Origin of the sequence: Alcanivorax sp. MD8A (assembly GCF_002888555.1) — a bacterium.
GTDB lineage: Bacteria > Pseudomonadota > Gammaproteobacteria > Pseudomonadales > Alcanivoracaceae > Alcanivorax.
Genome location: NZ_AQOQ01000009.1, coordinates 52,774 through 75,509, shown reverse-complemented (window position 1 = coordinate 75,509; position 22,736 = coordinate 52,774). Strand labels below are relative to the sequence as shown.

23 protein-coding genes are annotated in these 22,736 nt (G+C 58.9%); 11 read left to right on the top strand and 12 right to left on the bottom strand.

All coding sequences use genetic code 11. The features are described 5' to 3' along the window. Positions 1–75 precede the first annotated feature (75 nt). The 6 genes from A15D_RS06680 to A15D_RS06655 are packed head-to-tail and all read left to right on the top strand — an operon-like array spanning position 76 to position 8,767. A complete protein-coding gene (locus A15D_RS06680; protein WP_102791302.1) occupies positions 76–678 on the top strand; it encodes a nucleoside triphosphate pyrophosphatase in 603 nt (200 codons plus the stop codon). Further along, positions 671–4,510, top strand: a complete 3,840-nt coding sequence (locus A15D_RS06675; protein WP_102791301.1) for a YhdP family protein — start codon at positions 671–673, stop codon at positions 4,508–4,510. Before A15D_RS06680 ends, A15D_RS06675 begins: the two co-directional genes overlap by 8 nt. Continuing rightward, on the top strand, positions 4,507–5,352 hold the full coding sequence (locus A15D_RS06670; RefSeq protein ID WP_102791300.1) for a carbon-nitrogen hydrolase family protein: 846 nt from the start codon (positions 4,507–4,509) through the stop codon (positions 5,350–5,352). Before A15D_RS06675 ends, A15D_RS06670 begins: the two co-directional genes overlap by 4 nt. Next, on the top strand, positions 5,342–6,778 hold the full coding sequence (tldD, locus tag A15D_RS06665) for a metalloprotease TldD (RefSeq protein ID WP_102791299.1): 1,437 nt from the start codon (positions 5,342–5,344) through the stop codon (positions 6,776–6,778). The genes A15D_RS06670 and tldD overlap by 11 nt, the downstream gene beginning before the upstream one ends. Further along, positions 6,778–7,239: a Crp/Fnr family transcriptional regulator gene (locus A15D_RS06660; RefSeq protein ID WP_102791298.1), complete on the top strand. Its 462-nt coding sequence runs from the start codon at positions 6,778–6,780 to the stop codon at positions 7,237–7,239. Before tldD ends, A15D_RS06660 begins: the two co-directional genes overlap by 1 nt. 22 nt (positions 7,240–7,261) lie before the next feature. Continuing rightward, positions 7,262–8,767, top strand: coding sequence for a C13 family peptidase (locus A15D_RS06655; protein ID WP_102791297.1), 1,506 nt, complete (start codon positions 7,262–7,264; stop codon positions 8,765–8,767). A gap of 58 nt (positions 8,768–8,825) precedes the next feature. Here A15D_RS06655 and yjgA read toward each other — a convergent pair whose 3' ends face one another. Continuing rightward, on the bottom strand, positions 8,826–9,365 hold the full coding sequence (gene yjgA, locus A15D_RS06650; RefSeq protein ID WP_102791296.1) for a ribosome biogenesis factor YjgA: 540 nt from the start codon (positions 9,363–9,365) through the stop codon (positions 8,826–8,828). A 41-nt stretch (positions 9,366–9,406) separates the two neighbouring features. On the opposite strand from yjgA, the gene pmbA reads away from it, so the two are divergent. Further along, positions 9,407–10,762, top strand: a complete 1,356-nt coding sequence (pmbA, locus tag A15D_RS06645; protein ID WP_102791295.1) for a metalloprotease PmbA — start codon at positions 9,407–9,409, stop codon at positions 10,760–10,762. Positions 10,763–10,787: 25 nt separating this feature from the next. Beyond that, entirely contained in the window at positions 10,788–11,579 is a 792-nt protein-coding gene (locus tag A15D_RS06640; RefSeq protein ID WP_102791294.1) for a BPSS1780 family membrane protein, read from the top strand. Between the two features lie 166 nt (positions 11,580–11,745). On the opposite strand, the gene mgtE is transcribed toward A15D_RS06640, so the two are convergent. The 11 genes from mgtE to A15D_RS06585 form a co-directional block, all read right to left on the bottom strand. Next, positions 11,746–13,110, bottom strand: a complete 1,365-nt coding sequence (mgtE, locus tag A15D_RS06635; protein ID WP_102791293.1) for a magnesium transporter — start codon at positions 13,108–13,110, stop codon at positions 11,746–11,748. A 146-nt stretch (positions 13,111–13,256) separates the two neighbouring features. Beyond that, positions 13,257–13,526: an HPr family phosphocarrier protein gene (locus A15D_RS06630; RefSeq protein WP_102791292.1), complete on the bottom strand. Its 270-nt coding sequence runs from the start codon at positions 13,524–13,526 to the stop codon at positions 13,257–13,259. Further along, positions 13,527–14,384, bottom strand: a complete 858-nt coding sequence (gene rapZ / locus A15D_RS06625; protein ID WP_102791291.1) for an RNase adapter RapZ — start codon at positions 14,382–14,384, stop codon at positions 13,527–13,529. 56 nt (positions 14,385–14,440) lie between these two features. Beyond that, positions 14,441–14,914, bottom strand: a complete 474-nt coding sequence (ptsN, locus tag A15D_RS06620) for a PTS IIA-like nitrogen regulatory protein PtsN (protein WP_102791290.1) — start codon at positions 14,912–14,914, stop codon at positions 14,441–14,443. 15 nt (positions 14,915–14,929) lie between these two features. After that, positions 14,930–15,229, bottom strand: coding sequence for a ribosome hibernation-promoting factor, HPF/YfiA family (hpf, locus tag A15D_RS06615; protein ID WP_102791289.1), 300 nt, complete (start codon positions 15,227–15,229; stop codon positions 14,930–14,932). A gap of 39 nt (positions 15,230–15,268) precedes the next feature. After that, entirely contained in the window at positions 15,269–16,720 is a 1,452-nt protein-coding gene (locus A15D_RS06610; RefSeq protein ID WP_102791288.1) for an RNA polymerase factor sigma-54, read from the bottom strand. 262 nt (positions 16,721–16,982) lie between these two features. Next, positions 16,983–17,708 (bottom strand): LPS export ABC transporter ATP-binding protein, encoded by a 726-nt coding sequence (gene lptB / locus A15D_RS06605; protein ID WP_102791287.1) that lies wholly within the window; start codon positions 17,706–17,708, stop codon positions 16,983–16,985. Next, on the bottom strand, positions 17,705–18,241 hold the full coding sequence (gene lptA / locus A15D_RS06600) for a lipopolysaccharide transport periplasmic protein LptA (RefSeq protein WP_102791286.1): 537 nt from the start codon (positions 18,239–18,241) through the stop codon (positions 17,705–17,707). The genes lptB and lptA overlap by 4 nt, the downstream gene beginning before the upstream one ends. Next, entirely contained in the window at positions 18,225–18,782 is a 558-nt protein-coding gene (gene lptC / locus A15D_RS06595; protein ID WP_102791285.1) for an LPS export ABC transporter periplasmic protein LptC, read from the bottom strand. The genes lptA and lptC overlap by 17 nt, the downstream gene beginning before the upstream one ends. Next, on the bottom strand, positions 18,779–19,276 hold the full coding sequence (locus A15D_RS06590; protein ID WP_102791284.1) for an HAD family hydrolase: 498 nt from the start codon (positions 19,274–19,276) through the stop codon (positions 18,779–18,781). The genes lptC and A15D_RS06590 overlap by 4 nt, the downstream gene beginning before the upstream one ends. Continuing rightward, positions 19,276–20,244, bottom strand: coding sequence for a KpsF/GutQ family sugar-phosphate isomerase (locus A15D_RS06585; RefSeq protein ID WP_102791283.1), 969 nt, complete (start codon positions 20,242–20,244; stop codon positions 19,276–19,278). Before A15D_RS06585 ends, A15D_RS06590 begins: the two co-directional genes overlap by 1 nt. A gap of 164 nt (positions 20,245–20,408) precedes the next feature. Here A15D_RS06585 and A15D_RS06580 point away from each other — a divergent pair, with 164 nt between their 5' ends. From A15D_RS06580 to murA, 3 genes are all read left to right on the top strand, one after another. After that, positions 20,409–21,050: a phospholipid-binding protein MlaC gene (locus tag A15D_RS06580; protein ID WP_102791282.1), complete on the top strand. Its 642-nt coding sequence runs from the start codon at positions 20,409–20,411 to the stop codon at positions 21,048–21,050. Between the two features lie 119 nt (positions 21,051–21,169). Next, positions 21,170–21,424 carry a BolA family protein gene (locus tag A15D_RS06575; protein ID WP_022984948.1) on the top strand — a complete coding sequence of 85 codons (255 nt, stop codon included), beginning with the start codon at positions 21,170–21,172 and terminating at the stop codon, positions 21,422–21,424. Positions 21,425–21,465: 41 nt separating this feature from the next. After that, positions 21,466–22,728 (top strand): UDP-N-acetylglucosamine 1-carboxyvinyltransferase, encoded by a 1,263-nt coding sequence (gene murA, locus A15D_RS06570; protein ID WP_022984949.1) that lies wholly within the window; start codon positions 21,466–21,468, stop codon positions 22,726–22,728. Positions 22,729–22,736 lie beyond the last annotated feature (8 nt).

Below are 22,736 nucleotides of genomic sequence, written 5' to 3'. Positions count from 1 at the left end.
CGAAGCATTCTTTTCCCGCTTCGCAGGTTTCGCTGTTCACGGTTAACTATTCACGTTTAACTGCTGTCTGAATCTATGGTTCTTTATCTTGCTTCCGGATCGCCGCGTCGTGCGGAGTTGCTGCAGCAAATTGCTGCGCCGTTTTCGGTGCTGAAAGCGCCGGACATCGATGAAACCCCGCAGGCCGGAGAGGCTCCGCTGGCGTATGTGTTGCGTATGGCGCAGCAGAAAGCGCTCGCCGGAGAGCGGCAACGGCAACAGGTTGGCCTCGGTGACGGAGCGGTGCTGGGAGCGGATACGTCGGTGGTGCTGGGAGCGGAAATTCTTGGCAAGCCCCGGGACCCGGACCATGCCATCGCCATGCTTCAGGCATTGAACGGTAAATCACATCAGGTGATTTCTGCCGTGGCGCTGATCGTTGCGGGCGAAGTGCATCAGGCTCACTCGGTTACGACCGTCACGTTCCGGTGCCTGGATGAGGCCCGGCTGGCGGCCTATGTTGCCACTGGCGAGGGGAATGACAAGGCCGGCGGTTATGGTATTCAGGGGCTGGGTGGCGCTCTGGTGGCGTCCTTGTCCGGTAGCTACAGTGGCGTGGTGGGTCTGCCGCTGGAGGCACTGGTATCGCTGATGGATGAGGCAGGTCTGGATTACTGGCAGACGAGCATACATGGCTGAAAGCACGCAATCTCGCAACTCCCGGTGGCGCCGGGTCCTGCCGTTTCTGTGGTGGATGGTGGCATTGGTCCTGCTGCTGATGGCGACCTATGTGGTGGTCGCCCGGCAGCTGATGCTGCTGGTGCCGGACTATCGCAGCACGCTGGAAACCCTGTTTGAGGAGCGTATCCAGTCTCCGCTGGAAATCGCCGAGCTGGAAGGCCATATGGATGGCCTGACCCCCCAGTTCGTGGTTCGAAAGGTGCGGCTGCCGGCCCCGGAAGGGGAGTCGCCACTGGAACTGGACGAAGTGGTCTTGAGCGTGGATGTATTGCGCTCGCTGCTGCACCGGGACCTTGCGCTGGAGTCACTGCGCATTGACGGGGTTGCGCTGAATCTGGTGCGAGATCAGGACGGCCGTTTTCGGCTGCGCGGACTGGATACCCTGTCGGGAAGCAACCGTGAAAACCCGCCACTGGAACGCATTCTGAAGTTGTTTTATCGCCAGCAGTTGCTTTCGGTGACGAATGCCCGTCTGTCCCTTGAATGGCCGGGGATGCCTCCGCTGGCCGCCTCTTCCATGGAAGCGACCTTGATCAATGACGGGGACGACCACCTGCTTTCCGTCACCCTGGAGGCGCGGGACCGCCCGCTAACGGTAGAAACCCGCCTGCATCTTCACGACGATGCGTACTCCCTTGATGAGGTCAATGCGGATCTTTATCTGCATGTTCGAGGCCAGCGCATGCAGGAATGGCTGCCGGCGTCTGTAGAGTGGCCCGTAGAGATTGCTGCTCTTGAGGGCGAGGTCGAGCTGTGGGGCAGCATTGCCGATGGGCAGCCGGAGAGTGCCCGGCTGGCACTTTCTGTGCCGTCCCTGGTGCTTGCGCAAGATGACCGGCAATGGCCGCTGGAGGCGGTGTCACTGGATCTGGGGCTGGAGCGAGAGGATGAGCAGGCAACCTTGTCACTGGGCAATGTCTCTGCACAGTCTCCCGCGGGGCAGCTGCTGTTCGGTGATGTGGGGCTGAAATGGGATACGTCCGGTGAGTCCAGGCAATGGCAGCTGCGCACTGGTGACCTGCCGGTACGGGCGATCAATCAGCAATTTCTGAAATTGCCCTTCGCGCTGCCCGACAATCTTGTCCGCTGGCAACAACAGTTGCAGGCCTTGTCGCCCCAGGGGGTGGTGGACGGTATCTATCTGAAGGGGCATGGCCGGGAGCTGGAACGCTTTCAGGCTCGCTTCACGGCGTTGAGCAGTCAGGCAGATGACCGTATCCCCGGTGTCTCCCGCCTCAGTGGCTGGGTGTCAGGCAGTCCCAATCAGGGGGTGGTTCACCTGTATAGCGATAACCTGTCATTGACCCTCCCTCGCCTGTACGGGCACCCCTTGATGGGCCAAATGACGGGTGTCCTGGGATGGGAGAAACACGGAGACACTCTGTCGTTGCGCTCGGGGCGACTACGGGCGGTGAATGCGGATGCGCACGGTGAAGCCATGTTTGCTTCCACTATCGTGCCCGGCGAGATTCCGCAGTTACGGCTAACCGCGGATATCTATGAGGGTGATGGTGCTCGCGCCAGTCATTACATCCCACTGAAACGGCTCCCGGATGGCCTGTCCCAATGGCTTGGCCAGGCAATCCGGGGGGGCTCTCTGCGACACGGCAAGCTGTTGTATCAGGGGCCGGTGAAAATCGACAAGGAACGGCAGCAGGACCGGACGTTCCAGATGCGTTTTCAGGGAAGGGATGTGGAGTTGTCATTTCTTCCTGACTGGCCTCATGCCACGGGTATAGATGCCGATGTGCGCATTAACGGTCGAGAGGTTCGTGGTGTGGCCCGCAGCGGAACATTGCTTAATAGCAAGCTGAGCGATGTGTACGTGGATGTTCCTCCCTTTGAGACGGCCAACGGGCCGCGGCTGGTGTTGTTTGGCAATGTGGATGGACCGGTGACGGACCTGGATACGCTGTTTCAAACGTCCCCGCTGAAGACAATTTTGCCGGATGAAATGCTGGACTGGCGTTTGCTGGATGGGAAGATGCAGGGCCGCTTATTGCTGGATTTCCCGTTCCAGAAAGAGACCGGTTCGCCGGTTGTGGTGGTGGACGCGACAGTGCAGGACGGGAAGGTGGAAAACTCCCCCCGGAAGCTGGCATTCGAGCAGGTTCAGGCGCCGGTCTATTTTCATCTTCGTGATGGCATTCAGGTGCCTGAGTTCGATGCCCGGTTTATGGGTAACCCCGTTACCGGGCACTGGCACACGCGCGGGGGGCGCAGCCAGGTGGCGGCGCAAGGCACTATCAAGGTGCCAGCGTTGCGGGATTGGCTGGGGTTTCCCTGGTTGGCGCCAGCGAGTGGGACGCTGCCGGTGAAGCTGGCAATACAGGTGCCTTGGCTGGGTAGCCGTTTCTCGCTAAAAGCCTCTTCGACCCTGGAAGGGGTTGAGGTCAAGGCGCCCGACCCTATCGGCAAAGGTGCCGGACAAACTGTGCCCTTGTCGGTGGAGATCGAGACGAAGGGGCGCGCCCAGCAGCTGGCCCTGCGTTATGGCGATGAAATTCGGGGCCTGTTTCGGCTGGGGGATGGCTTGGCAGGGGAGGTCTTGTTAGGGGACGGGCATCTTCAGATCCCGGCAACGGGCCTTAATGTCCGGGGAACCTTGCGCAAGGGGGCGGTCAGTCCCTGGCTGGATTTTATTGGTGACCAGATGGCTCCTGCACTCAAGCAGCAGGGGGAGGGAGCAGGGGCGTCAACCGCCGGGCTGTTGAACAACATCAATGTCCAGATCGGCGAACTGGATCTGTTCGGGGTGGCAGTGCCCAATGCGGGGCTTTCTGTGTTGCCCAGAGACCAGGGCTGGGATATCGCTTTGAGCAGCAAGGCGGTGGCGGGTTCCATGCACATCCCGGATGGGTTCTCGGTACGAGGAGAGCAGCCCCTGTCGCTGACGGTGTCCCGGCTCAATCTGACGTTGCCTGACCGGGCGGGCCAGCAACAGGGCGCGCCGTTTTCGCCCTATCAACTGCCGACGCTGGATGCCCGCCTGAACAATCTCATCATCAATGGCGAGGACTTCGGGGAGTGGCAGGGCAGTGTCCGGCCTATCTCTCAAGGGGTACGCATTTCTGACCTGGATGGTCTGTGGCGATTTACCCACATCGAAGGCTCCCTGGACTGGACTGCCCAGGGGGAAGGTGATGATGCGGCGCAATATACCCGTTTCAATGGCTCCCTGAGCACCGACAAGCTGGGCCGCGCCTTGCAAGGTTGGGGATTGCCGGAAATGATCGAGTCGGAAGATGCCAGGGCGAAAGGGGTGCTGGGCTGGAGTGGCTGGCCGTTAAGTCCGGATTATCTGGCGATGGAGGGGCAGACACGGATTGACATTGGCGAGTGCCGAATCCCGCAGACCGATACCAAAACGTCTTTTCTCAGGGTGCTGGGTATCCTGAATATCGGCACGATCCAGCGCCGATTGCGACTGGATTTCTCTGACTTGTACAAAAAAGGCTTGAGTTGCGACAGCATCACGGGAGATTTCCGTATCGATGGGCCGTCGGTATCCACTACCAATCTGGCCATCAAATCGCCGTCGGCGATTATCGAAGCCCAGGGCAATGTGGATCTTGAAAAGGAAACGCTCAATCATCAGATGGAAGTGACGTTGCCGTTGTCCAGTAATCTCTATGCCGGATGCCTCGCAGGGCCTGCAGCGTGTGCCGGGATTTTTGTGGTAGAACGTATCTGGGGTGACAAGCTGGACCGTACGGCCACCATGGAATACGCGGTGACGGGCACCTGGTCCGACCCGAAAGTGAAGGAAACCGAGGGGATGTTCGAATGACGCAGCCGATCTCTGTTGCGGCCATCCAGATGACCAGCGGCCAGCAACTGTCCGGTAATCTCGAGGCGGCTTCGGTGCTGCTGGAACAAGCCGCGAATGGCGGTGCGCAACTGGCGGTTCTACCTGAAAATTTTGCGGTCTACGGTGGCGATTATCGTGCCACTGCAGGGCAATTCGAGCAGTTGAAGGGCTGGCTCTGTGAGCAGGCCAGTCGTTTGAATATGGCTATTATTGGCGGCAGTGTCCCGGCGATTCGGCGCCCGGATGGCAGTGAAGTGGCGGCGCCGAGGGTGCGCACACGGGCACTGGCTGTCTCTGCCGACGGGCAGTGTCTGGCCGCGTATGACAAGCTGCACCTGTTTGATGCCCAGGTCAACGATGCCCAGGGCCGTTACTGCGAGTCCGATGTCTTCGAGCCCGGCACCGAGGTGGTGACTGTGCCGCTTGCCGGACTGACCGTGGGGCTGGCGATCTGTTACGACCTGCGCTTTCCTTCCCTTGCCCAGCGGCTGGCCCAGGCGGGGGCGGACTTGATTGTGTATCCCTCCGCTTTTACTGCAGTGACCGGGGCTGCGCACTGGTCGTTGCTGTTGCGGGCGACGGCGGTGCAGACCGGGTGCTATGTGCTGGGGGCAAACCAGTGTGGTCAACACGGGCCCCGGCGCGCCAGCTATGGCCATTCCATGCTGGTCAACCCGTGGGGCGAGGTGGTCGCGAGCCTGGAGAATGCGCCCGCTGCCCTTGTGGCAGGCCTGGACCTTGCTACCATGAATGAACTTCGCCAGCGTATGCCGGTGCAAACGCATCAACGATTTCACATAGAAGGTCCTTATGAGCGATAGCCTGTCCATTGCCGAGTCCATCCTGCTGGCCCCTGCCGATTTGCAGACCGGTCAGCTGGAAGCCCTGCTGAACGGCAAGCTGACCGGCCAGGCGGATTATGCGGACATCTATTTCCAGCATAGTCGCCATGAGGCCTGGGTGCTGGAAGACGGTATTGTTCGTGATGCCAGTTTTAATACTGAGCGGGGCGCAGGGGTGCGTATTGTCCAGGGCGACAAGACCGGCTTTGCCTACAGTGATGACATCACCCTGCAGGCCTTGCAGCAGGCCAGTGGTGCCGCCCGGGCCATCACCCGTCAGGGGCAGGACCGAAGCGTGCAGCTTAGCCGCCGAGGAGCCCCTTTACGCTATGAGGCACTGGATCCGCTGCTGGCCTGGCCCGCAGAAGAAAAAGTGGCGCTGTTGCAGCGGCTGGATGCGTTGGCACGATCCCTGGACCCGGCGATTGTCGAGGTCACTGCCAGTCTGAGCGCGGTGCAGGATGTGATCATGGTGGTGGCCAGTGATGGCACCCTGGCGGCTGATGTCCGTCCCTTGATCCGTTGCAATGTCAGTGTGATCGCCGAGCGTAATGGACGCCGCGAGCGCGGCAGCGCCGGGGGGGGCGGGCGTGTCAGTTATGACTGGTTGCTGCAGGAAAACCGGGTTGAGACCTGGGCCCGGGAAGCCGTGCGCGGGGCCTTGTTGAATCTTGAAGCCCAGCCGGGACCGGCGGGCACCATGCCTGTGGTGCTGGGCCCGGGCTGGCCAGGAGTCTTGCTGCATGAAGCGGTTGGACACGGGCTGGAAGGGGACTTCAACCGCAAGGGCACCTCGATGTTTGCCAAAAAAATGGGGCAGCAGGTGGCATCGCCACTGTGTACCGTGGTGGATGACGGCACCATGCTGGATCGTCGCGGTTCCCTGACAGTGGATGATGAGGGGACGCCCTCGGCCTGCAATACCCTGATCGAAAACGGCAAACTGGTCGGCTATATGCAGGACAAGACCAATGCACGGCTGATGGGTGTGGCGCCGACCGGGAATGGGCGCCGGGAGTCCTATGCCCACTTGCCCATGCCGCGCATGACCAATACCTACATGCTGCCGGGGGAGAGTGACCCGGAAGAGATCGTGGCGAGCCTGGACCGGGGCATCTATGCCGTCAATTTCGGCGGTGGCCAAGTGGATATTACGTCTGGCCGCTTCGTGTTTTCGACCACCGAGGCGTACCTGGTGGAGAAGGGCAAGATTGTATGCCCGGTCAAGGGCGCTACCTTGATCGGCAGTGGTGCGGAAGTCATGGGCCGCATTTCCATGGTCGGTAACGACCTGGCTCTGGATTCCGGCATTGGGGTATGTGGCAAGGATGGCCAGTCTGTCCCGGTGGGAGTAGGACAACCTACGCTGCGGGTGGACGCCCTGACGGTGGGAGGAACCGCCTGATGTCTCAGGTGATTGATATTCTGTCGCGCATGCGCCTGTTTGCCGGGCTCAGCGAGGAAGAATTACGGCTTTTGGAAAAGCTGGTATTCGTCAACCGCGTTCCGGTGGGTGAAACGGTCTGCCGGGAAGGCGACCGCAGTGATTTTGTCTGTTTTGTGGTGCGTGGTTGTCTGGATATCGTCAAACAGAATGTGGAAGGCGGTGAAGTGGTGATTGCCCATCTTCGCCCTGGCGATTCCATGGGTGAAATGGCGCTGGTGGATCATGAGCCTCGTTCTGCCACGGTAAAGGCGGCCGAAGATGCCACCCTGATTGTCCTTACCCGAAAGGGGCTGGATCAACTCCGCCGCCGCAGTCCCAACGCGGTGAGTTTGGTGATGGAAAACATTGCCCGGCTACTGTGCGTTCATTTGCGCCGTACCTCTTCACAGCTGGCCCAATTCAAACTGCCCGTTGGCTGAACCAGCACTGACAGGAATCTTTATGCGATACCTTGGCGTCGTCTTTCTGGCGATCGGTCTGGCGGCTTGCGAGCCCCAGCCGTTGCCGGCCGATGTGAAGCTGCCTGATGGGGCAGTTTATGACGGCGATATTCAGGACAACCTGTTCCATGGTGAAGGGGTGTTGATCTGGCCAGATGAGCGCCGCTATGAGGGGGAGTTCAGGGAAGGATTAATGACCGGGCAGGGGCGGCTCGAACTCCGGGATGGTTGCATCATGGAGGGGACCTTTGTGGAAGGCGTCCTGCATGGTGAGGGCTCGCTTGTCTGTGGTGATGACCGCTATCAGGGGACATTCCGACAAGGTGAGCTGGTCTCGGGGTCAGTGACATACGTGGATGGAAATTCCTACCAGGGCGAATTTCAGGCATTTCTGGCCCATGGCGAAGGGATATGGGTCACGCCGTCTGGCGAGCAATATGAAGGCACGTTTGCCGATGGAAGCATCACGACGGGCTCTTACCGTAATCAGGAAGGCTATGCGTATAACGGTCCATTTCAGGGCTTTGATTTCCATGGCAAAGGTGAGCTGACGCGCCCGGACGGGGTCATTATTCGAGCCGGATTTGAGTACGGGAAAGCCAGCGGTCCTGGCGTGCGAATTTTGCCTGCAGAAGGTGACGGAAAGCCGGTGGTGGAAAATGGCTATTTCGTAAAGGGCAAATACTACCTCAGTGAGAAAGCCTATCTACAAAGCCGGCAGCAACAGGCGGCAGGGATGGAAGCGCGCTTGTATACCGAGTCCAGCCGTTTGCAATCGGCCTTGTCATCTCTGGCACCGCAGCGCCCAGGGGTCCGTGATGTCTACTTTCTGGCGGTCGGTGGTGATGGCACGGAGGGGGTGTTCGACCGTGAAGTCACCTGGGTCTCGGCGAAGTTGGGGTCGGTACTTGATCTGAAGCGCCGACAGATTCTGCTGGTGAACGGCGGCAGTGATGAATTGCCTCTCGCTACGCGCACCAGTGTGCAAGAAAGCCTCAAGGCTCTGGATGCGCTGATGGATCCGGCCGAGGATCTGTTACTAGTTCACTTTGTCAGCCATGGCGCCATGAATGGTGAACTGGTTCTGGATACACATAATCTACAGCTCAATAATCTGAGCGTAGATGACGGCAAAAGCTGGTTTAACAGTCTGGCGGTGAAACACCAATGGGTGGTGGTATCGGCGTGTTACTCCGGTCATTGGGTAGAGGCGTTGGCGGCGCCGGATCGGGTGGTGTTTTCCTCAGCGGCAACGGATCGTACTTCTTTTGGCTGTGGCGATGACTCTGAGCGTACCTGGTTCAGCAAGGCGTTATATGGCGAGGGTATGAGTGCTGGCATCAATGATCCGGATGCCTGGTTCTCGGCAGCGCAAGCCAAGGTGTCCCGAATGGAGGATGACCAGGGCTTTGAAGAGCATGAGCGGTCATTGCCGCAGAAAGCCGTAGGCAACAACTTTCTGCGCTGGTGGCAAAGCAACGATACGGCAGTATTGATCAAGCCTTGAGGTGCCGCCCGGCAAGTACATGGCCAATGTAATGCGCGGGCGGGACGGATAGGGAGACTCAGTAAAGCGCGACAGTCTTGTCGAGTTGGTTCAGGTAATTCATCAGCTTGCGGCGTTCGCGTTTGAACTTCTCTTTCTCTGCCGGGCTGGCATTGGCCGGATCGGCGAGGCGAGCCTTGAGCGCATTGCGGGTCAGGTTGCGCATTTGCTGGCGATCCCCGTGGGGAAAGAAGTCCAGAATTTGTTGCACGGTGGCATCCGCTTCGCGGGGTTGTTCGCAGCCGACAATCTGCTCTACCCAGTTGGTGAGCCGTTGCTGGCGGAACGGATCCTGAAGCGCCTCCAGGGCTTGTACAATCTGCTCGCTGTTGGATTCCCGGACCAGGCGACCGATGTACAGCGAATGTCGGCGGCGGGCTTCGTTGCTGGTGATACGCCGGGCTTCTTCAAGACCTTTCTTGAGGCCGTCGCTCAGGGGCAGGCGATCCAGTTCGGTCTGTTTGAGCGCCATCAGCGACTGCCCGAGCTCCTGCAGGGCCAGGTCATCCCGTTTCTGCTCGGATTTGCTGGTGTACGGGTCGTCGTTATACTCGGTCATCTGACTTCACTTGAATTAATGGGTAAGGGAAGCGCTATTTTATGTCTGATTCCTCCGCAACGACAGCGGCACTCGACATAGCACAACTTCAGCAGGCGCAGGATACCGCTGCCTGGGTGCTGGAAGAGGGAAAACGGCTGGGGCTGGACGGGGTTGAGGTGAATGTCAGCCTCAGTCAGGGCTTTTCGGTCAACGTGCGGCAGGGCGAGGTGGAAACGGTCGAGTTTCACCGCGACAGAGGCGTTTCTGTCACCGTGTTCCAGGGGTTGTGCAAGGGACACGCGAGCAGCTCGGACGACAATCGCGACAGCCTGCGTGACACCCTGAAAGCGGCCTCTGCCATTGCGCGCTACACCGAGGCAGACAAGCATGCGGGGCTGGCGCCGGCGGACCAACTGGCCCGTGATATTCCTGAACTGGACTTGTATCACCCATGGGAGATGGACACTGGCAGGGCGATCGACGAAGCCATGGCGTGCGAAAAGGTGGCCCGTGACGATAGCCGTATCGTCAATTCGGAAGGTGCCTCCATTAACAGCGGTGCCAGCCTGCGCGTGTTCGCAACCTCAGAAGGTTTCCTGCACGGCTATCGCGGCACCCACCACAGCCGCGTATGCAGCGTGGTCGCGGAAGACGATGACGGAATGCAACGGGATTACTGGTACGACGGTGGGCGTATCGGCGAAAAACTGGCTGATGCTGAAACCGTGGGACAGATGGCTCGGGAGCGGGCGCTGTCACGCCTGGGAGCGGTGATTCCGGAAACTGGTGAACTGCCTGTCATTTTTGCCCCGGAAGTGGCATCGGGGTTGCTTGGCCATCTGGTGTCCGGGATCAGCGGTGGCGCCATTTATCGTCGCAGCTCCTTTTTGCAAGACAGCCTTGGCAAGGCGGTGCTACCCGCGGGCTTTACCCTCAGTGAACACCCGCACCTGCCTGCAGGCAATGCGTCGTCGCCCTTCGATGGTGACGGTTTGCCTACCGGCGAGCAGGCCTTTGTGGAAGACGGCATCCTGACCTCCTTTGCCTTGGGTCTGTATGCCAGTCGACGTCTTGGCATGTCACCGACCGGCAATGGCGGTGGCGTTCGCAACTTGCGCGTCACCGATACCGGAGAGTCTCTGGAAGCGTTGATGGCCCGGGTGCCCAAAGGGATTTTGATCACCGAGGTCATGGGGCAGGGGGTGAATATGGTGACGGGGGATTACTCTCGCGGTGCCAGTGGCTTTCTGTTCGAGAATGGGCGGATTACTTCACCGGTACAGGAATTCACCATTGCCGGTCATCTGGCGGAGATGCTACGTGGCATCCAGGGTAGCGGCACCGATGTGGATTATCGCGGCAACATTGCTTGCGGTTCTCTGCTGCTGTCGCCCATGAAAATCGCAGGACGATAATGACTTTCCATTGGAGGGAAATAGCATGTCAGAAATGAATCCTTATCAACAACCGACCAGCGATGTGGCGGTACCGCCACAGGTTGGAGAGCTGGTTATCGGTACGGCCAAAAAAGTGTCTGTCGGCGATGCCATGAGCTGGTTTGGTCAGGGTAAGGCGATGTTGGCGGGGAACTGGGGCGTAATGATTGGCGCACTGGTGGTGCTCATGCTGCTGAATGCGGCAGTGCAGTTTGTGCCCTTTATCGGTGGGCTGGCGGCCATGTTTCTGATGACGCTGCTGTATGCCGGTCTGGTAAAAATGTTCTACCGGCTGGATAACGAAGGTAGTGTGGAATTTTCTGACCTTTTCGCTGGGTTTTCAGAAAAAACCGGTCCATTGGTGATCCTGGCGTTGTTGCAGTTGGCTGTCTATGTGGGCATTTTCATCGTTGCGATAGTGCTGTTGTTTTTGAGCATCGGTTTTGATGTGAGCATGCTTAATGCCATGGAGGCAGGAAGAGTGCCGGATGTGGGTATTGGTGGGGGCGCCATCGCATTGGCAGGCCTTATCATGTTCTTGTTTCTGATGGCGGCAGGCTTTCTTTTCTACTTCAGCATCCCGCTGGTCTTCCTTGGCAATATGGGCCCGGGTGAGGCGCTGGGGATGAGCTTCAATGCCTGTCTGAAGAATCTACTCCCGCTGATTCTCTATGGCCTCGTAGCGTTGGTGTTGGTAGTGGTGGCAATGATTCCGTTCTTTCTTGGGTTGCTGCTTGCCGGCCCATTGTTGGCAGGGGCTTATTACGCGTCTTTCAAACAGGTATTTACGGAATAATCCGGGCCGCGCAAAATCAAAAAGCCGAAAGGGTTTCCTTTCGGCTTTTTTGATTGCGCTACAAGCTATGCTTGGTTGGAAGGGTAAACCCAGCATTGTTCCGGCGTTTTTTTAGAAGAACGGATACGCCTTCCAGAGCTTATGCAAGACAGGCCTGCCCGCCTGTTCACACCAACAAATTGGCATACAGCACGGTAGCCAGGCCCAGGAAGGCCATGAAGCCAACAATATCGGTGATAGTGGTGAGGACTACAGACCCGGCCAGGGCTGGGTCGATACCCATTTTTTTCATGATCATGGGCAGCAGTGCACCGGCACAGGCGGCCATGATCAGGTTGATCACCATGGCCACGCTGATCACGATGCCGATGCTTACGTCACTGAACCACAGCCCGGCGGTGATACCAATCACGGTCGCCCACAACAACCCATTGATGGCGCCAACAGACAGCTCCTTGAATAGCAGATAGCGGGTGTTGTTGGACTGAATTTGCCCCAACGCCATGGCGCGAATCACCAGCGTCAGTGTCTGGCTGCCGGCGATGCCACCCATACTGGCGACGATCGGCATCAGGATAGCGAGGGCCACCACCTTTTCCAGCGTCGCCTCGAACAGACCGATCACGGCAGAGGCAGCCAACGCGGTCAGCAGGTTGATACCCAGCCACAGCGCTCTGCGGCGGGCGGTTTGCCAAACCGAGCCGAAGGTGTCCTCGTCATCGTCCAGACCCGCCATACTCATCAAGGAGTGGTCGGCTTCTTCCATGATCACGTCAACCACGTCATCAATGGTGATACGGCCGACCAGCATCCCTTCGTCGTCGATGACGGGGGCTGTCACCAGGTCGTGGCGCTCAAAGATCTTGGCCACGTCATGGGCGGGCAGGGTGGCCGGGATAGACTGAATATCGGTGATCATGGCTTCGCGCACTGTGGTGCCCGGGTCGCTGATCAGCACCTTGGTCAGAGGTAACAGCCCAATGAACTGGTTTTTCCGGTTGACCACGGCCAGGTTATCGGTGGTGCGGGGGATGTCGCCGCGCAAGCGCAGGTAGCGTTGTACCACTTCGAAGGTGATCTCCGGTCTTACGGTGATCACGTCGGTGTTCATCAAGCCCCCGGCGGTATCCTCCGGGTAGCTCATCACATGCTCCAGCCGCTCGCGATTCTGTTCGTCGAGGCTGGCCATCACCTGGCTGGTAACATGGTCTGGCAGTTCCTGCAGCAAATCCGCTAGATCGTCGGTGTCCAGTTCCTCAACCAGTGCCACCAGCTCATCGGTGCTGAGATTACGCAGCAGCTCAACCCGGACTTCTTCGCCCAGGTATTGCAGGACTTCGGTTTCCTGTTCCTTGCTGAGAAGCTGCCAGAGAATTTCCCGCTCGCGAGGAGGGGAAGATTCAATCAGGTGAGCGGCCTCTGCGCCGGGCAGGTTATTGATCAGCTGCCGGACCTGCGTATAGGTCCCGCTGGCCAGGGCGCGGTTGATGGCTTTGAGATGTTGCTGGCTGCGGCTGCTGTCGGCGGGCATGGAAATCAGTTAACAGTTAACAGTGAAGAGTTAACAGCGAAAACAAAACGTGCTGCTGCTTGGCTGGGATGATCACACAGTAACAGTCCTTCAGAGTCTGTGGTACTTGATTTTTCAACTGTTCACTATTCACGGTTAACTGTCGTTCACTCTCCCTCGTCGAACATCCTTGCAAACAGGTCTTCCAGTTCTGCCATGGCGGCGTCTTCGTCATCGCCTTCGACCTGAAAGGTGACTTGACTGCCTTTGGCTGCGCCTAGCATAAGAAGGCCCATGATGCTTTTTGCATCAATGCGGTTGCCCTTGTGTAGGACGTGAATAGCGCTGTCATAGCGGGAGGCGACGCTGACAACCTTGGCGGCAGCACGGGCGTGCAGGCCAAGCTTGTTGATCACATCCAGAGACTTTTCGATCATTCAACGGGATCCCAGTTCGCGGTGCCGGATCTGCAGGGTAATGCCTTGCTCGCGTAAACGCGTGGCAAGTTGTTCGGTCATGTACACGGAGCGGTGTTGGCCGCCGGTACAGCCGATAGCGACGGTGACATAGCTGCGATCACTATTGGCAAAGGCACTCAGCCATTTCTGAACAAAAGAGGCGATGTCATCCAGCATGTTGTGGCTGATGTCATGCTTTTGCAGAAAGTCGATCACCCCCTGGTCGCGCCCGGTCAACGGGCGCAGATCCGGATGCCAGTGGGGGTTGGGCAGGATGCGCACGTCAAAGACAAAGTCAGCGTCTGTGGGGAGGCCATTCTTGAAGCCGAACGACTCCACTTGCAGGGAGAGGGCGTTGCGGCGTTGGGCAACCCGCTCGCGCATCAGGGTGCGCAGGCTGTGTACTTCGTGATTGCTGCTATCGATGACCAGATCTGCCCGTTGACGAATATTGGCCAGCAGCTCTTTCTCGTGGGCAATGGCGTCTTCAAGGGCGCGTTGATCGGTGGCCAGCGGGTGGCGGCGGCGGGTGGCGCTGAATCGTTTTAACAGCGTGTTGTCGTCAGCATCCAGATAGATGATTTCGCTGCTGATCTGCTGCTGTTTCAGTGCATCAAGAATATTGTCGAAGGCGAGCAACTGGGCAGGCAGGTTTCGGGCATCAATGCCCACCGCCACATGTCCGATGGGGGCCTCCCCTTCGCTGAGTTGCTGCGCCAGCGTGGGCAGCATGCCTACGGGGAGGTTATCCACGCAATAGTAGCCCTGGTCTTCAAGGGCCTGAATCGCAGTAGATTTGCCGGACCCGGATCGTCCGCTAATGATGGTCAGTTTCATGATCGGGCTGCACGCAAGGCGTTGGGGTCATGGGCGGGTGAACTGGGTGCTTGTCGTCACGAGGCCAACCGCAGTTCCGCCTCGGATTCCACGGCGGTCAGGTACAGCTTGTGATTATCGCTGCTGACGCGCAGTTCATCCCTGTAGCTGTCGTCGTTGAAGAGACTGGCCAGATGGCTGAGTGTTTTCAGGTGCTGTTCCGGGTTGTCTTGTGGAACCAGCAACACAAACACCAGATCCACAGGGCGCCCGTCAACGGCGTCAAAATCAATGGGGGTGTCGAGTTTCAAGAGTAATCCGATGGCTTGTTCGCAATTGCCAAGCCGGCAGTGGGGAATGGCAATGCCTTCCCCGATGCCGGTGGAGCCCAGTTTTTCCCGGGCTACCAGCGCATCGAATACCTCCTGTTCCTTGAGGCTGTCACAGCCGGCCGCAGCCAGCTGTGCCACCTGATCCAGCAGCTGCTTCTTGCTGCTGGCCTGCACCCCGTTGTGGGTGCGTGCTTCGGTGAGAAGTTCGCGAACTCGCATAATGGTCGTTTCGGTTTAGTGGCCGTGTTTGTGGTTAACGGCCTTTTCCTTGTGTTTAAGAATCTGGCGATCGAGCTTGGCGGTCAGCTTGTCGATGGCCGCGTACATATCGTCGGCTTCAGCGGTGGCGAACAGGTCTGCCCCGGAGATATGGATCGTGGATTCTGCCTTGTGCGTCTTGGGTTCCGGGGAAAGGATCACCTGGACACTGGTGATCTGGTCGAAATGGCGCTCCAGGCGGGAGAATTTGTCGCCCACGTAGGTGCGCAAAGCATCGGTAACTTCCAGGTGATGACCGCTGATATTAATTTGCATGGCTGGCTCCTTTACCTGCTTATGGGCCGTCCCAGGCGCCTACACCAAACGCTTGCGGGCGCTGGATGACGGTATTCTCATCGCCTCACGATACTTGGCGACGGTCCGGCGCGCCACGTTGATCCCCTGCTCGTTCAGCAAGCTGGCTAGCTTGTTGTCGCTGAGCGGCTTGCGAGGGTTCTCGGCGGCGACCAGCTTCTTAATAATGGCACGAATAGCGGTGGAGGAACACTCACCTCCGCCATCTGTTCCTACGTGACTGGAAAAGAAATATTTCAGCTCAAAGACGCCGCGGGGTGTGGTCATGTACTTCTGGTTGGTGACCCGACTGATGGTCGATTCATGCATCTCGACGGCGTCAGCAATATCGGCCAGTACCAGGGGTTTCATGGCCTCTTCGCCGTAGTCGAAGAAATCCTGCTGCACTTCAACAATGCGGGTGGCGACTTTTAGCAGGGTGTCGTGGCGGCTTTGCAGGCTCTTGATGAACCATTTGGCCTCCTGAACACAGTTTTTCAGGTATTGACCGTCCTCACCGCTGGTCTTGCGGGCGATGGCAGCGTATTGCTGCTGCAGGTTGACCTTGGGGAGGATGTCGTCGTTGAGGCTGACGTGCCAGCGACCCTGGTGCTGGCGGACGATGACATCCGGCACCGCATAATCGACCTGGCTTTCACCGATTTGCTCACCGGGGGCTGGATCCAGGGTACGGATCAGGGACAGGGCATCCAGCAGTTCCTGTTCGGAGAGCTGTAGAACCTTGCGCAACGCGGCGTAGTCGTGTTTTTCCAGTAGCTCAAGGTGGTCCAGCAGAGCCAGCGCAAACGGCAGGAAGGGAGTGTCGGATTCCAGCTGACGCAGCTGCACACCCAGGCAGTCCGCCAGATTAATGCTGGCGACGCCGACCGGATCAAATTGCTGCAGGCGGTGCTGAACGGCCAGCACTTCGTCGGCTTCGATGGGTTCATCGTCTGGCAGCCCTTCCTGGACATTCATCATGGCGACAATGTCATCGATGCTCACGGTCATGTAGCCGCGATCATCCAGGGATTCAATTATGGTGGTGGCGATGAGTCGGTCCACATCGCTCATGGGAGTCAGGTTCAGCTGCCAGTGCAAGTGGTCATGCAGATTGCCGGAAACAGTGTGCCGTTGCTGCCAGTCGTCGGCGTCATCCGGCAGAGAAGCAGAGGCGCTGCTTTGGCCTGAGTAGACGTCATCCCACTCGGTGTCGACACCGGGTTCACCGTCGACAAACTCTTCCAGAGCGTCATCACGCTCTGCGTCCATGTCCTGACGTTCCTCGTCATGTTCAGGCAGGGCGTCGTCGCCAAAGTCGTCAGCCAGTTCCAGCAGGGGATTGCTTTCAACCGCCTGCTGGATCTCCTGCCTGAGATCCAGCGTGGACAGCTGCAGCAGGCGAATTGCCTGCTGCAGCTGAGGCGTCATGGTCAGCTGTTGGCCGATTTGTAGTTGTAGTGTGGGCTTCATACTGCTCGGATTGGTGTGGTCCCCAAAAACCCGAGAATAACAGCTTCAAACTCTCTCTAGCAATAATTGTGCCAGTGGTTGTTGTGTGGTAGGAGCCTGAAGAGTTAACAGTGAATAGTGCGCGGGCTGGTTTGCTGCTTTTTTCGGGTGTTGATGGCCGCGGCCGGGGGCTTGGCGCGGCTTCTGGCGTTCGGAAAACCCCGGGACTATTCCGCGCCGCTGTTAGCCTATTCACTGTTAACTGTTCACTCACCCCTGGCTCTTACAGCCTAAAGTCCGCCCCCAGATACACATCCCGAACCTGCTGGTTCGAGAGGATGGTGTCGGCGTCGCCGGAGGCAATGATGTGGCCGGCGCTGACGATGTAGGCGGTGTCGCAGATGTCCAGGGTTTCGCGCACGTTGTGGTCGGTGATCAACACCCCGATGCCGCGCTCCTTCAACTGACGAATGATGCTCTTGATATCGTTGACCGAGATGGGGTCGACCCCGGCGAAGGGCTCATCCAGCAGGATGAAATCCGGGTCGGTGGCCAGGCCGCGGGCGATTTCGGCCCGACGGCGCTCACCGCCGGACAGGCTCATGCCGAGCGAATCGCGGATATGGGTGATGTGGAATTCCTTGAGCAGGTTTTCCATGCGTTCATGGCGTTCCTGCTTGCTCAGTTCCTTGCGGGTTTCCAGAATGGCCATGATGTTCTCTTCCACCGTCAGGCGGCGAAAAATGCTGGCTTCCTGGGGCAAGTACCCGATGCCACGTTTGGCGCGGCCGTGCATGGGCAGGTGGGTGATGTCGCCATCATTGATTTCGATGCGGCCGGCATCGGCTTCCACCAGCCCGACAATCATGTAGAAGCAGGTGGTCTTGCCTGCCCCATTGGGGCCGAGCAGGCCGACGATCTGGCCAGCTTCCACATCCAGGGAAACATCTTCGATAACCCGGCGACCTTTGTAGCTTTTGGCCAGGTGGTGAGCGCGCAAATGTGTCATGGGGATCCGGACTCCGATCCGGAGGCATCGGCCTCGTCATTCTGTTTTTGCTGGTTGCCCGGGACCTGGTTTTCGGCCGGGATGACCAGGCGCACGCGTTGGTCGCCTTCACTACTGGCATCGACCCGCTTGGAATCGAGACTGTATTCCACCTTGGCCCCTTCAAAGGTATTGCCCTGATGCTCGATAAAGGCGTCGCCGGTCAGGACCAGGCTGCGGGCCTTGATATCGTAGACCAGATTGTTGGCGTGGGCAGACAGGCTGTTGCCCTCTGACAGTCGTACCGGGTTGCCGCTGGCTTCTACCCGAACCAGTTCGCCATTGCGGGTGAACAGGCGCATTTCTTCGGCCAGCATTTTGCGTTCCCCCTGCAGCAATTCCACGTCGCCGCGATACAAGCCTGTGCCTGCGTCTTGTTCAAAGCGGCCGCTGTCAGCAGTCACGGAAATGGGTTCTTCTGCCGGGGCTGCCAGGGACGGCGAGGCTGCATGAAGCAGCAGGCCGCCCAGAACCAGACTACGAAGCCGGGGCATCAAATTCACTCTTTACTCCTTGCTCAAGGGACAGAATGCCCTTGTCCAGGTCTGCCTCCAGGGCGCCAGCATGGGTCTGGCCATTCTCGAAGCGCAGCTCCACTTCACCTGGTGACGTGGCAATATTTTCTTCGCTGTTAAAGCGCAGTTCCTGCGTGTCCAGTTCGATTTTCTGTTGCGGGTTGCGTGCTTTTACGTCGCCGGCAAAGATGATCATGTCGCCGTTGTTCTGCACGGTGCCGTCGGCCCCGGTAATCGTCCAGCTGCCTTTGTCGTTGCTCATTTCCAGCGCCGGGTTTTTCATTTCAGTGAGAGGGTTGTGATCGTACTGCACCAGGTCATCTGCTGTCAGGTGGTACTGCAGTTGGCCATCCTTCTCACTGAAGGCCCGAGCGGTCACTCCAGTGGCGAGAATGGCGGGTGCCGTTTCGACGGCAAGGTCCTGACCTGGAAGCGAGTCGTCCCATTCGTGCAGCGTCATCAGCATCACCAGTCCCAATAGCAGGATCCCAGTGGCGCTCAGCAGCCCCTGACGTTTCATTGCGCGCCTCGTTGCAGCAGGATGGCGTCGCAGATTTCACGCACGGCGCCTTCGCCGCCACGGCGCGCAGTGTGGTGGTCGGCTGCCTGAAGTGCGCAATCGTGTGCGTTGGCAGGGGCAAAGCTCAGGCGCGCCCATTCCAGCGCGCTAACGTCCGGTTCATCGTCACCGGCATAGCCGGTCTCGGAGGGATCAACGCCCAGCTCTGCCGCCAGGGTTTGCAGGGCAACGCCCTTGTCCTCTCGGCCCTGGATAACGTGCTGGATGCCCAGGTCGGCGGCCCGCTTGGCCACCATCGGAGTGTTGCGGCCGGTAATGATGGCCAGCGTGACACCGCTGGCGGCCAGTTTCTTGAGACCGTGGCCATCCAGTGTGTTGAAGACTTTCAGGGCTTCGCCGTCAGGGGTGAAGTAGATGCGGCCGTCGGTCATGACGCCATCTACATCAAAGGCCATTAGCCGCAGGTTCTGGGCATCAATGGAGGAAATCAGCATTACACCACTCCAGCTCGTAGCAGGTCCTGCATGTTAAAGGCGCCCACTGGTTGCCGCTGGGCATTGCATACCACCAGCCCGTTGATTTTACGGGTTTCCATGATTTGCAGGGCTTCAGCGGCCAGGTGGCCGGGTTCAATCGTAATCGGGTCGGTAATCATCACGTCAGCGATCGTGGCGCTACGGATATCGATGTCCCTGTCCAGCATGCGGCGCAGGTCACCGTCGGTAAAGATGCCGGCGAGGGTGCCGTCCGGGTGCGTGATGGCGGTCATGCCAAGACCCTTGCGGGTCATTTCCAATAGAGCTTCTGTGAGCGCGGTGGTGGAGCTGACCTGCGGGAAGTCTTCACCGGAGTGCATGATGTCATCCACTTTCAGAAGCAGTCGGCGCCCCAGGCTGCCTCCGGGGTGGCTGAGCGCAAAATCCTCGGCGGTGAAGCCCCGGGCTTCCAGCAGGGCAATAGCCAGCGCATCACCCATGGCGAGGGCGGCGGTGGTGGAAGACGTTGGCGCCAGGTTGTGTGGGCAGGCTTCTTCGGTCACGGCTACCGTCAGGTGCACATTGGACAGTTGCGCCAGGGAGGATTGCGGTCTGCCGGTCATGCCGATCAGTTGCGTGCCTTTGCGCTTGATGACCGGCAGGATGGCCAGTACTTCGGCCGTTTCGCCCGAGTTGGACAGGGCAAGGACCACGTCGTCCTGGGTGATCATGCCCAGGTCGCCATGGGAAGCTTCGCCAGGGTGGACAAAAAATGCCGGGGTGCCGGTGCTGGCAAGGGTGGCGGCGAGTTTGCCGCCCACGTGGCCACTTTTGCCCATGCCGGTGACAATGACGCGACCACGGGCCTGAAGCATCAGATCGCAGGCGGTGGCAAAGTCGTCGTCGAGGCTTTCCCTCAGGGCATCGACGGCGCGGGCTTCGATATCCAGTACCCGCTGGCCGACAGCAATGTGGTCGTGACTCATGCAATCTCCTTGGTTGCGGCGATTATACATGTTGCAACGCGTTGATCGGAAATCTGTTTCTTTTGGAACTGCTCGGAGCGTTTCGACTCCAAAGGAGGAAGGATGGTTCTGGACAGCGCGGCCGGAACACCGTAAAACCGCCCGACTGTCACAGGGAGTTTACTATGCAAATGCGTCACTATTACCGAACAGGCCTGGCACTGGTGCTGATGATGTTGGCGGTGCTGGGGCGTGCCGAAGCGGATCCTCGCCAAGTGGTAGAGGATGCCGTCGAACGCATGACATCCCGTATTGAAGCTGAGCGTGCGCAGCTGGAAGCCAATCCGGAGAAGGCCCGGCAGCTGGTGCGCGAAGAACTGGCGGATATGGTGGATTTCAAGCGCATCACGCGGATGGTGATGGGGGACTACTTTGGGCCCTCATCCAAGGAGCAGAAATACCGGTTTCTGGACGTGTTCAAGAACAGCCTGATCAATACCTATGCCTCGGGCATTACCCTCTATGATGGCCAGAAGATCAGTACCTTGCCCATGGAAGACGGTGACCGTCGCGGCGATTACGCCCGCGTACGCATGGAAATCCGGACCAACTCGGGCAAGACCATACCAATTTACTACACCCTGTTCCTGCGCGATGACCAGTGGAAGGTAATCAATGTGTACGTGAATGGCCTGGACCTGGCGGATACCTTCAAGAGCCAGTTTGCCCAAGGCATGCAGCAGTACAACGATATCGACAAGGTGATCGATAACTGGTCGGCGGATACCAATATCGACACCGGCCTGAAGGACGAAGCCAAGGGCTGACTCCGGCCGTGCCGTGGCAAGCTCGCCGCGGCTCGCGTATTATTGCGCCTTTGACAGGAGCGGGTTTCATCCCGCTCCTGTGCCGTTTGGGGCCATTGCGCCCGGGAAAAGGAGCAATCATGAATCCGGAAGAGGTAAAAGCGCTGGTGGAAGCCGGTTTCGACGGTGCCGATGTGGCCGTGGAAGGTGGCGGTGACCGTTTCCAGATTCGCGTGGTGTCCGATGCCTTCGAGGGTCTGATGCCGGTGAAGAAGCAGCAGCTGGTGTACGCCACCATTAATGCGCAAATCCAGAGTAATACTATCCACGCGGTGCAGATCATCACCTTTACCCCTGCCGAGTGGGAAAAAGCCCAGAAGATGGGGCTGGCCTGAGTCAGCCCATGGGCCCTTCAAGACACGTCTAGAGACCGTTCATGGATAAATTGATCATCACTGGCGGCCGCCGCCTTGACGGCGAGATCCGGATTTCCGGCGCCAAGAATGCCGCCCTGCCGATTCTGGCTGCCACCCTGCTGGCCGATGAGCCGGTCACCGTGGGCAACCTGCCTCACTTGCAGGATGTCACCACCCTGATCGAGTTGCTCGGTCGTATGGGGGTCGAAGTGGTGATCGATGACCGCATGCACGTGGAGGTGAATGCCAGCACCATCAAGGAACTGGTGGCACCCTATGAGCTGGTGAAAACCATGCGGGCCTCGATTCTGGTGCTGGGGCCGATGGTGGCGCATTTCGGCAAGGCCACGGTGTCCCTGCCCGGGGGCTGTGCCATTGGCTCCCGTCCGGTGGATATTCACCTCAGCGGTCTGGAGGCCATGGGGGCCGAGATCGAGGTGACCAATGGTTATGTTCACGCCAGCGTGGACGGTCGCCTGCAGGGTGCGAGAATTGTCATGGATACCGTGACAGTGACGGGCACCGAAAACCTGATGATGGCCGCCGCGCTGGCGGAAGGCACCACCTACCTGGAAAACGCGGCTCGCGAACCGGAAGTGGTGGATCTGGCCAATTTCATCAACGCCATGGGTGGCAAAATCTCCGGTGCCGGAACCGATACCATCACCATTGAAGGGGTCGAGCGCCTCGGCGGTTGCCACCACCAGGTGGTGGCGGACCGAATCGAAACCGGGACCTACCTGATTGCAGCGGCCATCACGGGCGGACGTATCAAGACCAAGGATACGGTGCCCGGGATTCTGGACGCGGTGCTACAAAAGCTGAAAGAGGCGGGCGCCACCATTACCACCGGTGACGACTGGATCGAGCTGGATATGGAAGGGCGCCGCCCCAAGGCGGTGTCCCTGCGCACCGCACCGTACCCGGCGATGCCCACCGACATGCAGGCCCAGTTCATGGCCCTGAACCTGATTGCCGAGGGAACCGGCACCATTGTCGAGACGGTGTTTGAAAACCGCTTCATGCACGTGCAGGAAATGAATCGCATGGGCGCCGACATCGAAGTACAAGGCAACACCGCCATCTGTCGGGGTGTCGAGCAGCTCACGGGCGCACCGGTGATGGCCACTGACCTGCGAGCATCGGCATCGCTGGTGATTGCGGCGCTGGCGGCAGAAGGGGAAACCATCGTAGATCGCATCTACCACATTGATCGTGGCTACGAGTGTATTGAAGAGAAACTGCAATCGCTGGGCGCGGTGATTCGCCGTGTGCCCCGATAACGGAAGCC

Excerpts from the sequence above, each read along its gene's own strand:
- A15D_RS06680 (WP_102791302.1), top strand. The coding sequence starts at position 76 with ATGGTTCTTTATCTTGCTTCCGGATCGCCGCGTCGTGCGGAGTTGCTG.
- A15D_RS06675 (WP_102791301.1), top strand. The coding sequence starts at position 671 with ATGGCTGAAAGCACGCAATCTCGCAACTCCCGGTGGCGCCGGGTCCTG.
- A15D_RS06670 (WP_102791300.1), top strand. The coding sequence starts at position 4,507 with ATGACGCAGCCGATCTCTGTTGCGGCCATCCAGATGACCAGCGGCCAG.
- tldD (WP_102791299.1), top strand. The coding sequence starts at position 5,342 with ATGAGCGATAGCCTGTCCATTGCCGAGTCCATCCTGCTGGCCCCTGCC.
- A15D_RS06660 (WP_102791298.1), top strand. The coding sequence starts at position 6,778 with ATGTCTCAGGTGATTGATATTCTGTCGCGCATGCGCCTGTTTGCCGGG.
- A15D_RS06655 (WP_102791297.1), top strand. The coding sequence starts at position 7,262 with ATGCGATACCTTGGCGTCGTCTTTCTGGCGATCGGTCTGGCGGCTTGC.
- yjgA (WP_102791296.1), bottom strand. The coding sequence starts at position 9,365 with ATGACCGAGTATAACGACGACCCGTACACCAGCAAATCCGAGCAGAAA.
- pmbA (WP_102791295.1), top strand. The coding sequence starts at position 9,407 with ATGTCTGATTCCTCCGCAACGACAGCGGCACTCGACATAGCACAACTT.
- A15D_RS06640 (WP_102791294.1), top strand. The coding sequence starts at position 10,788 with ATGTCAGAAATGAATCCTTATCAACAACCGACCAGCGATGTGGCGGTA.
- mgtE (WP_102791293.1), bottom strand. The coding sequence starts at position 13,110 with ATGCCCGCCGACAGCAGCCGCAGCCAGCAACATCTCAAAGCCATCAAC.
- A15D_RS06630 (WP_102791292.1), bottom strand. The coding sequence starts at position 13,526 with ATGATCGAAAAGTCTCTGGATGTGATCAACAAGCTTGGCCTGCACGCC.
- rapZ (WP_102791291.1), bottom strand. The coding sequence starts at position 14,384 with ATGAAACTGACCATCATTAGCGGACGATCCGGGTCCGGCAAATCTACT.
- ptsN (WP_102791290.1), bottom strand. The coding sequence starts at position 14,914 with ATGCGAGTTCGCGAACTTCTCACCGAAGCACGCACCCACAACGGGGTG.
- hpf (WP_102791289.1), bottom strand. The coding sequence starts at position 15,229 with ATGCAAATTAATATCAGCGGTCATCACCTGGAAGTTACCGATGCTTTG.
- A15D_RS06610 (WP_102791288.1), bottom strand. The coding sequence starts at position 16,720 with ATGAAGCCCACACTACAACTACAAATCGGCCAACAGCTGACCATGACG.
- lptB (WP_102791287.1), bottom strand. The coding sequence starts at position 17,708 with ATGACACATTTGCGCGCTCACCACCTGGCCAAAAGCTACAAAGGTCGC.
- lptA (WP_102791286.1), bottom strand. The coding sequence starts at position 18,241 with ATGCCCCGGCTTCGTAGTCTGGTTCTGGGCGGCCTGCTGCTTCATGCA.
- lptC (WP_102791285.1), bottom strand. The coding sequence starts at position 18,782 with ATGAAACGTCAGGGGCTGCTGAGCGCCACTGGGATCCTGCTATTGGGA.
- A15D_RS06590 (WP_102791284.1), bottom strand. The coding sequence starts at position 19,276 with ATGCTGATTTCCTCCATTGATGCCCAGAACCTGCGGCTAATGGCCTTT.
- A15D_RS06585 (WP_102791283.1), bottom strand. The coding sequence starts at position 20,244 with ATGAGTCACGACCACATTGCTGTCGGCCAGCGGGTACTGGATATCGAA.
- A15D_RS06580 (WP_102791282.1), top strand. The coding sequence starts at position 20,409 with ATGCAAATGCGTCACTATTACCGAACAGGCCTGGCACTGGTGCTGATG.
- A15D_RS06575 (WP_022984948.1), top strand. The coding sequence starts at position 21,170 with ATGAATCCGGAAGAGGTAAAAGCGCTGGTGGAAGCCGGTTTCGACGGT.
- murA (WP_022984949.1), top strand. The coding sequence starts at position 21,466 with ATGGATAAATTGATCATCACTGGCGGCCGCCGCCTTGACGGCGAGATC.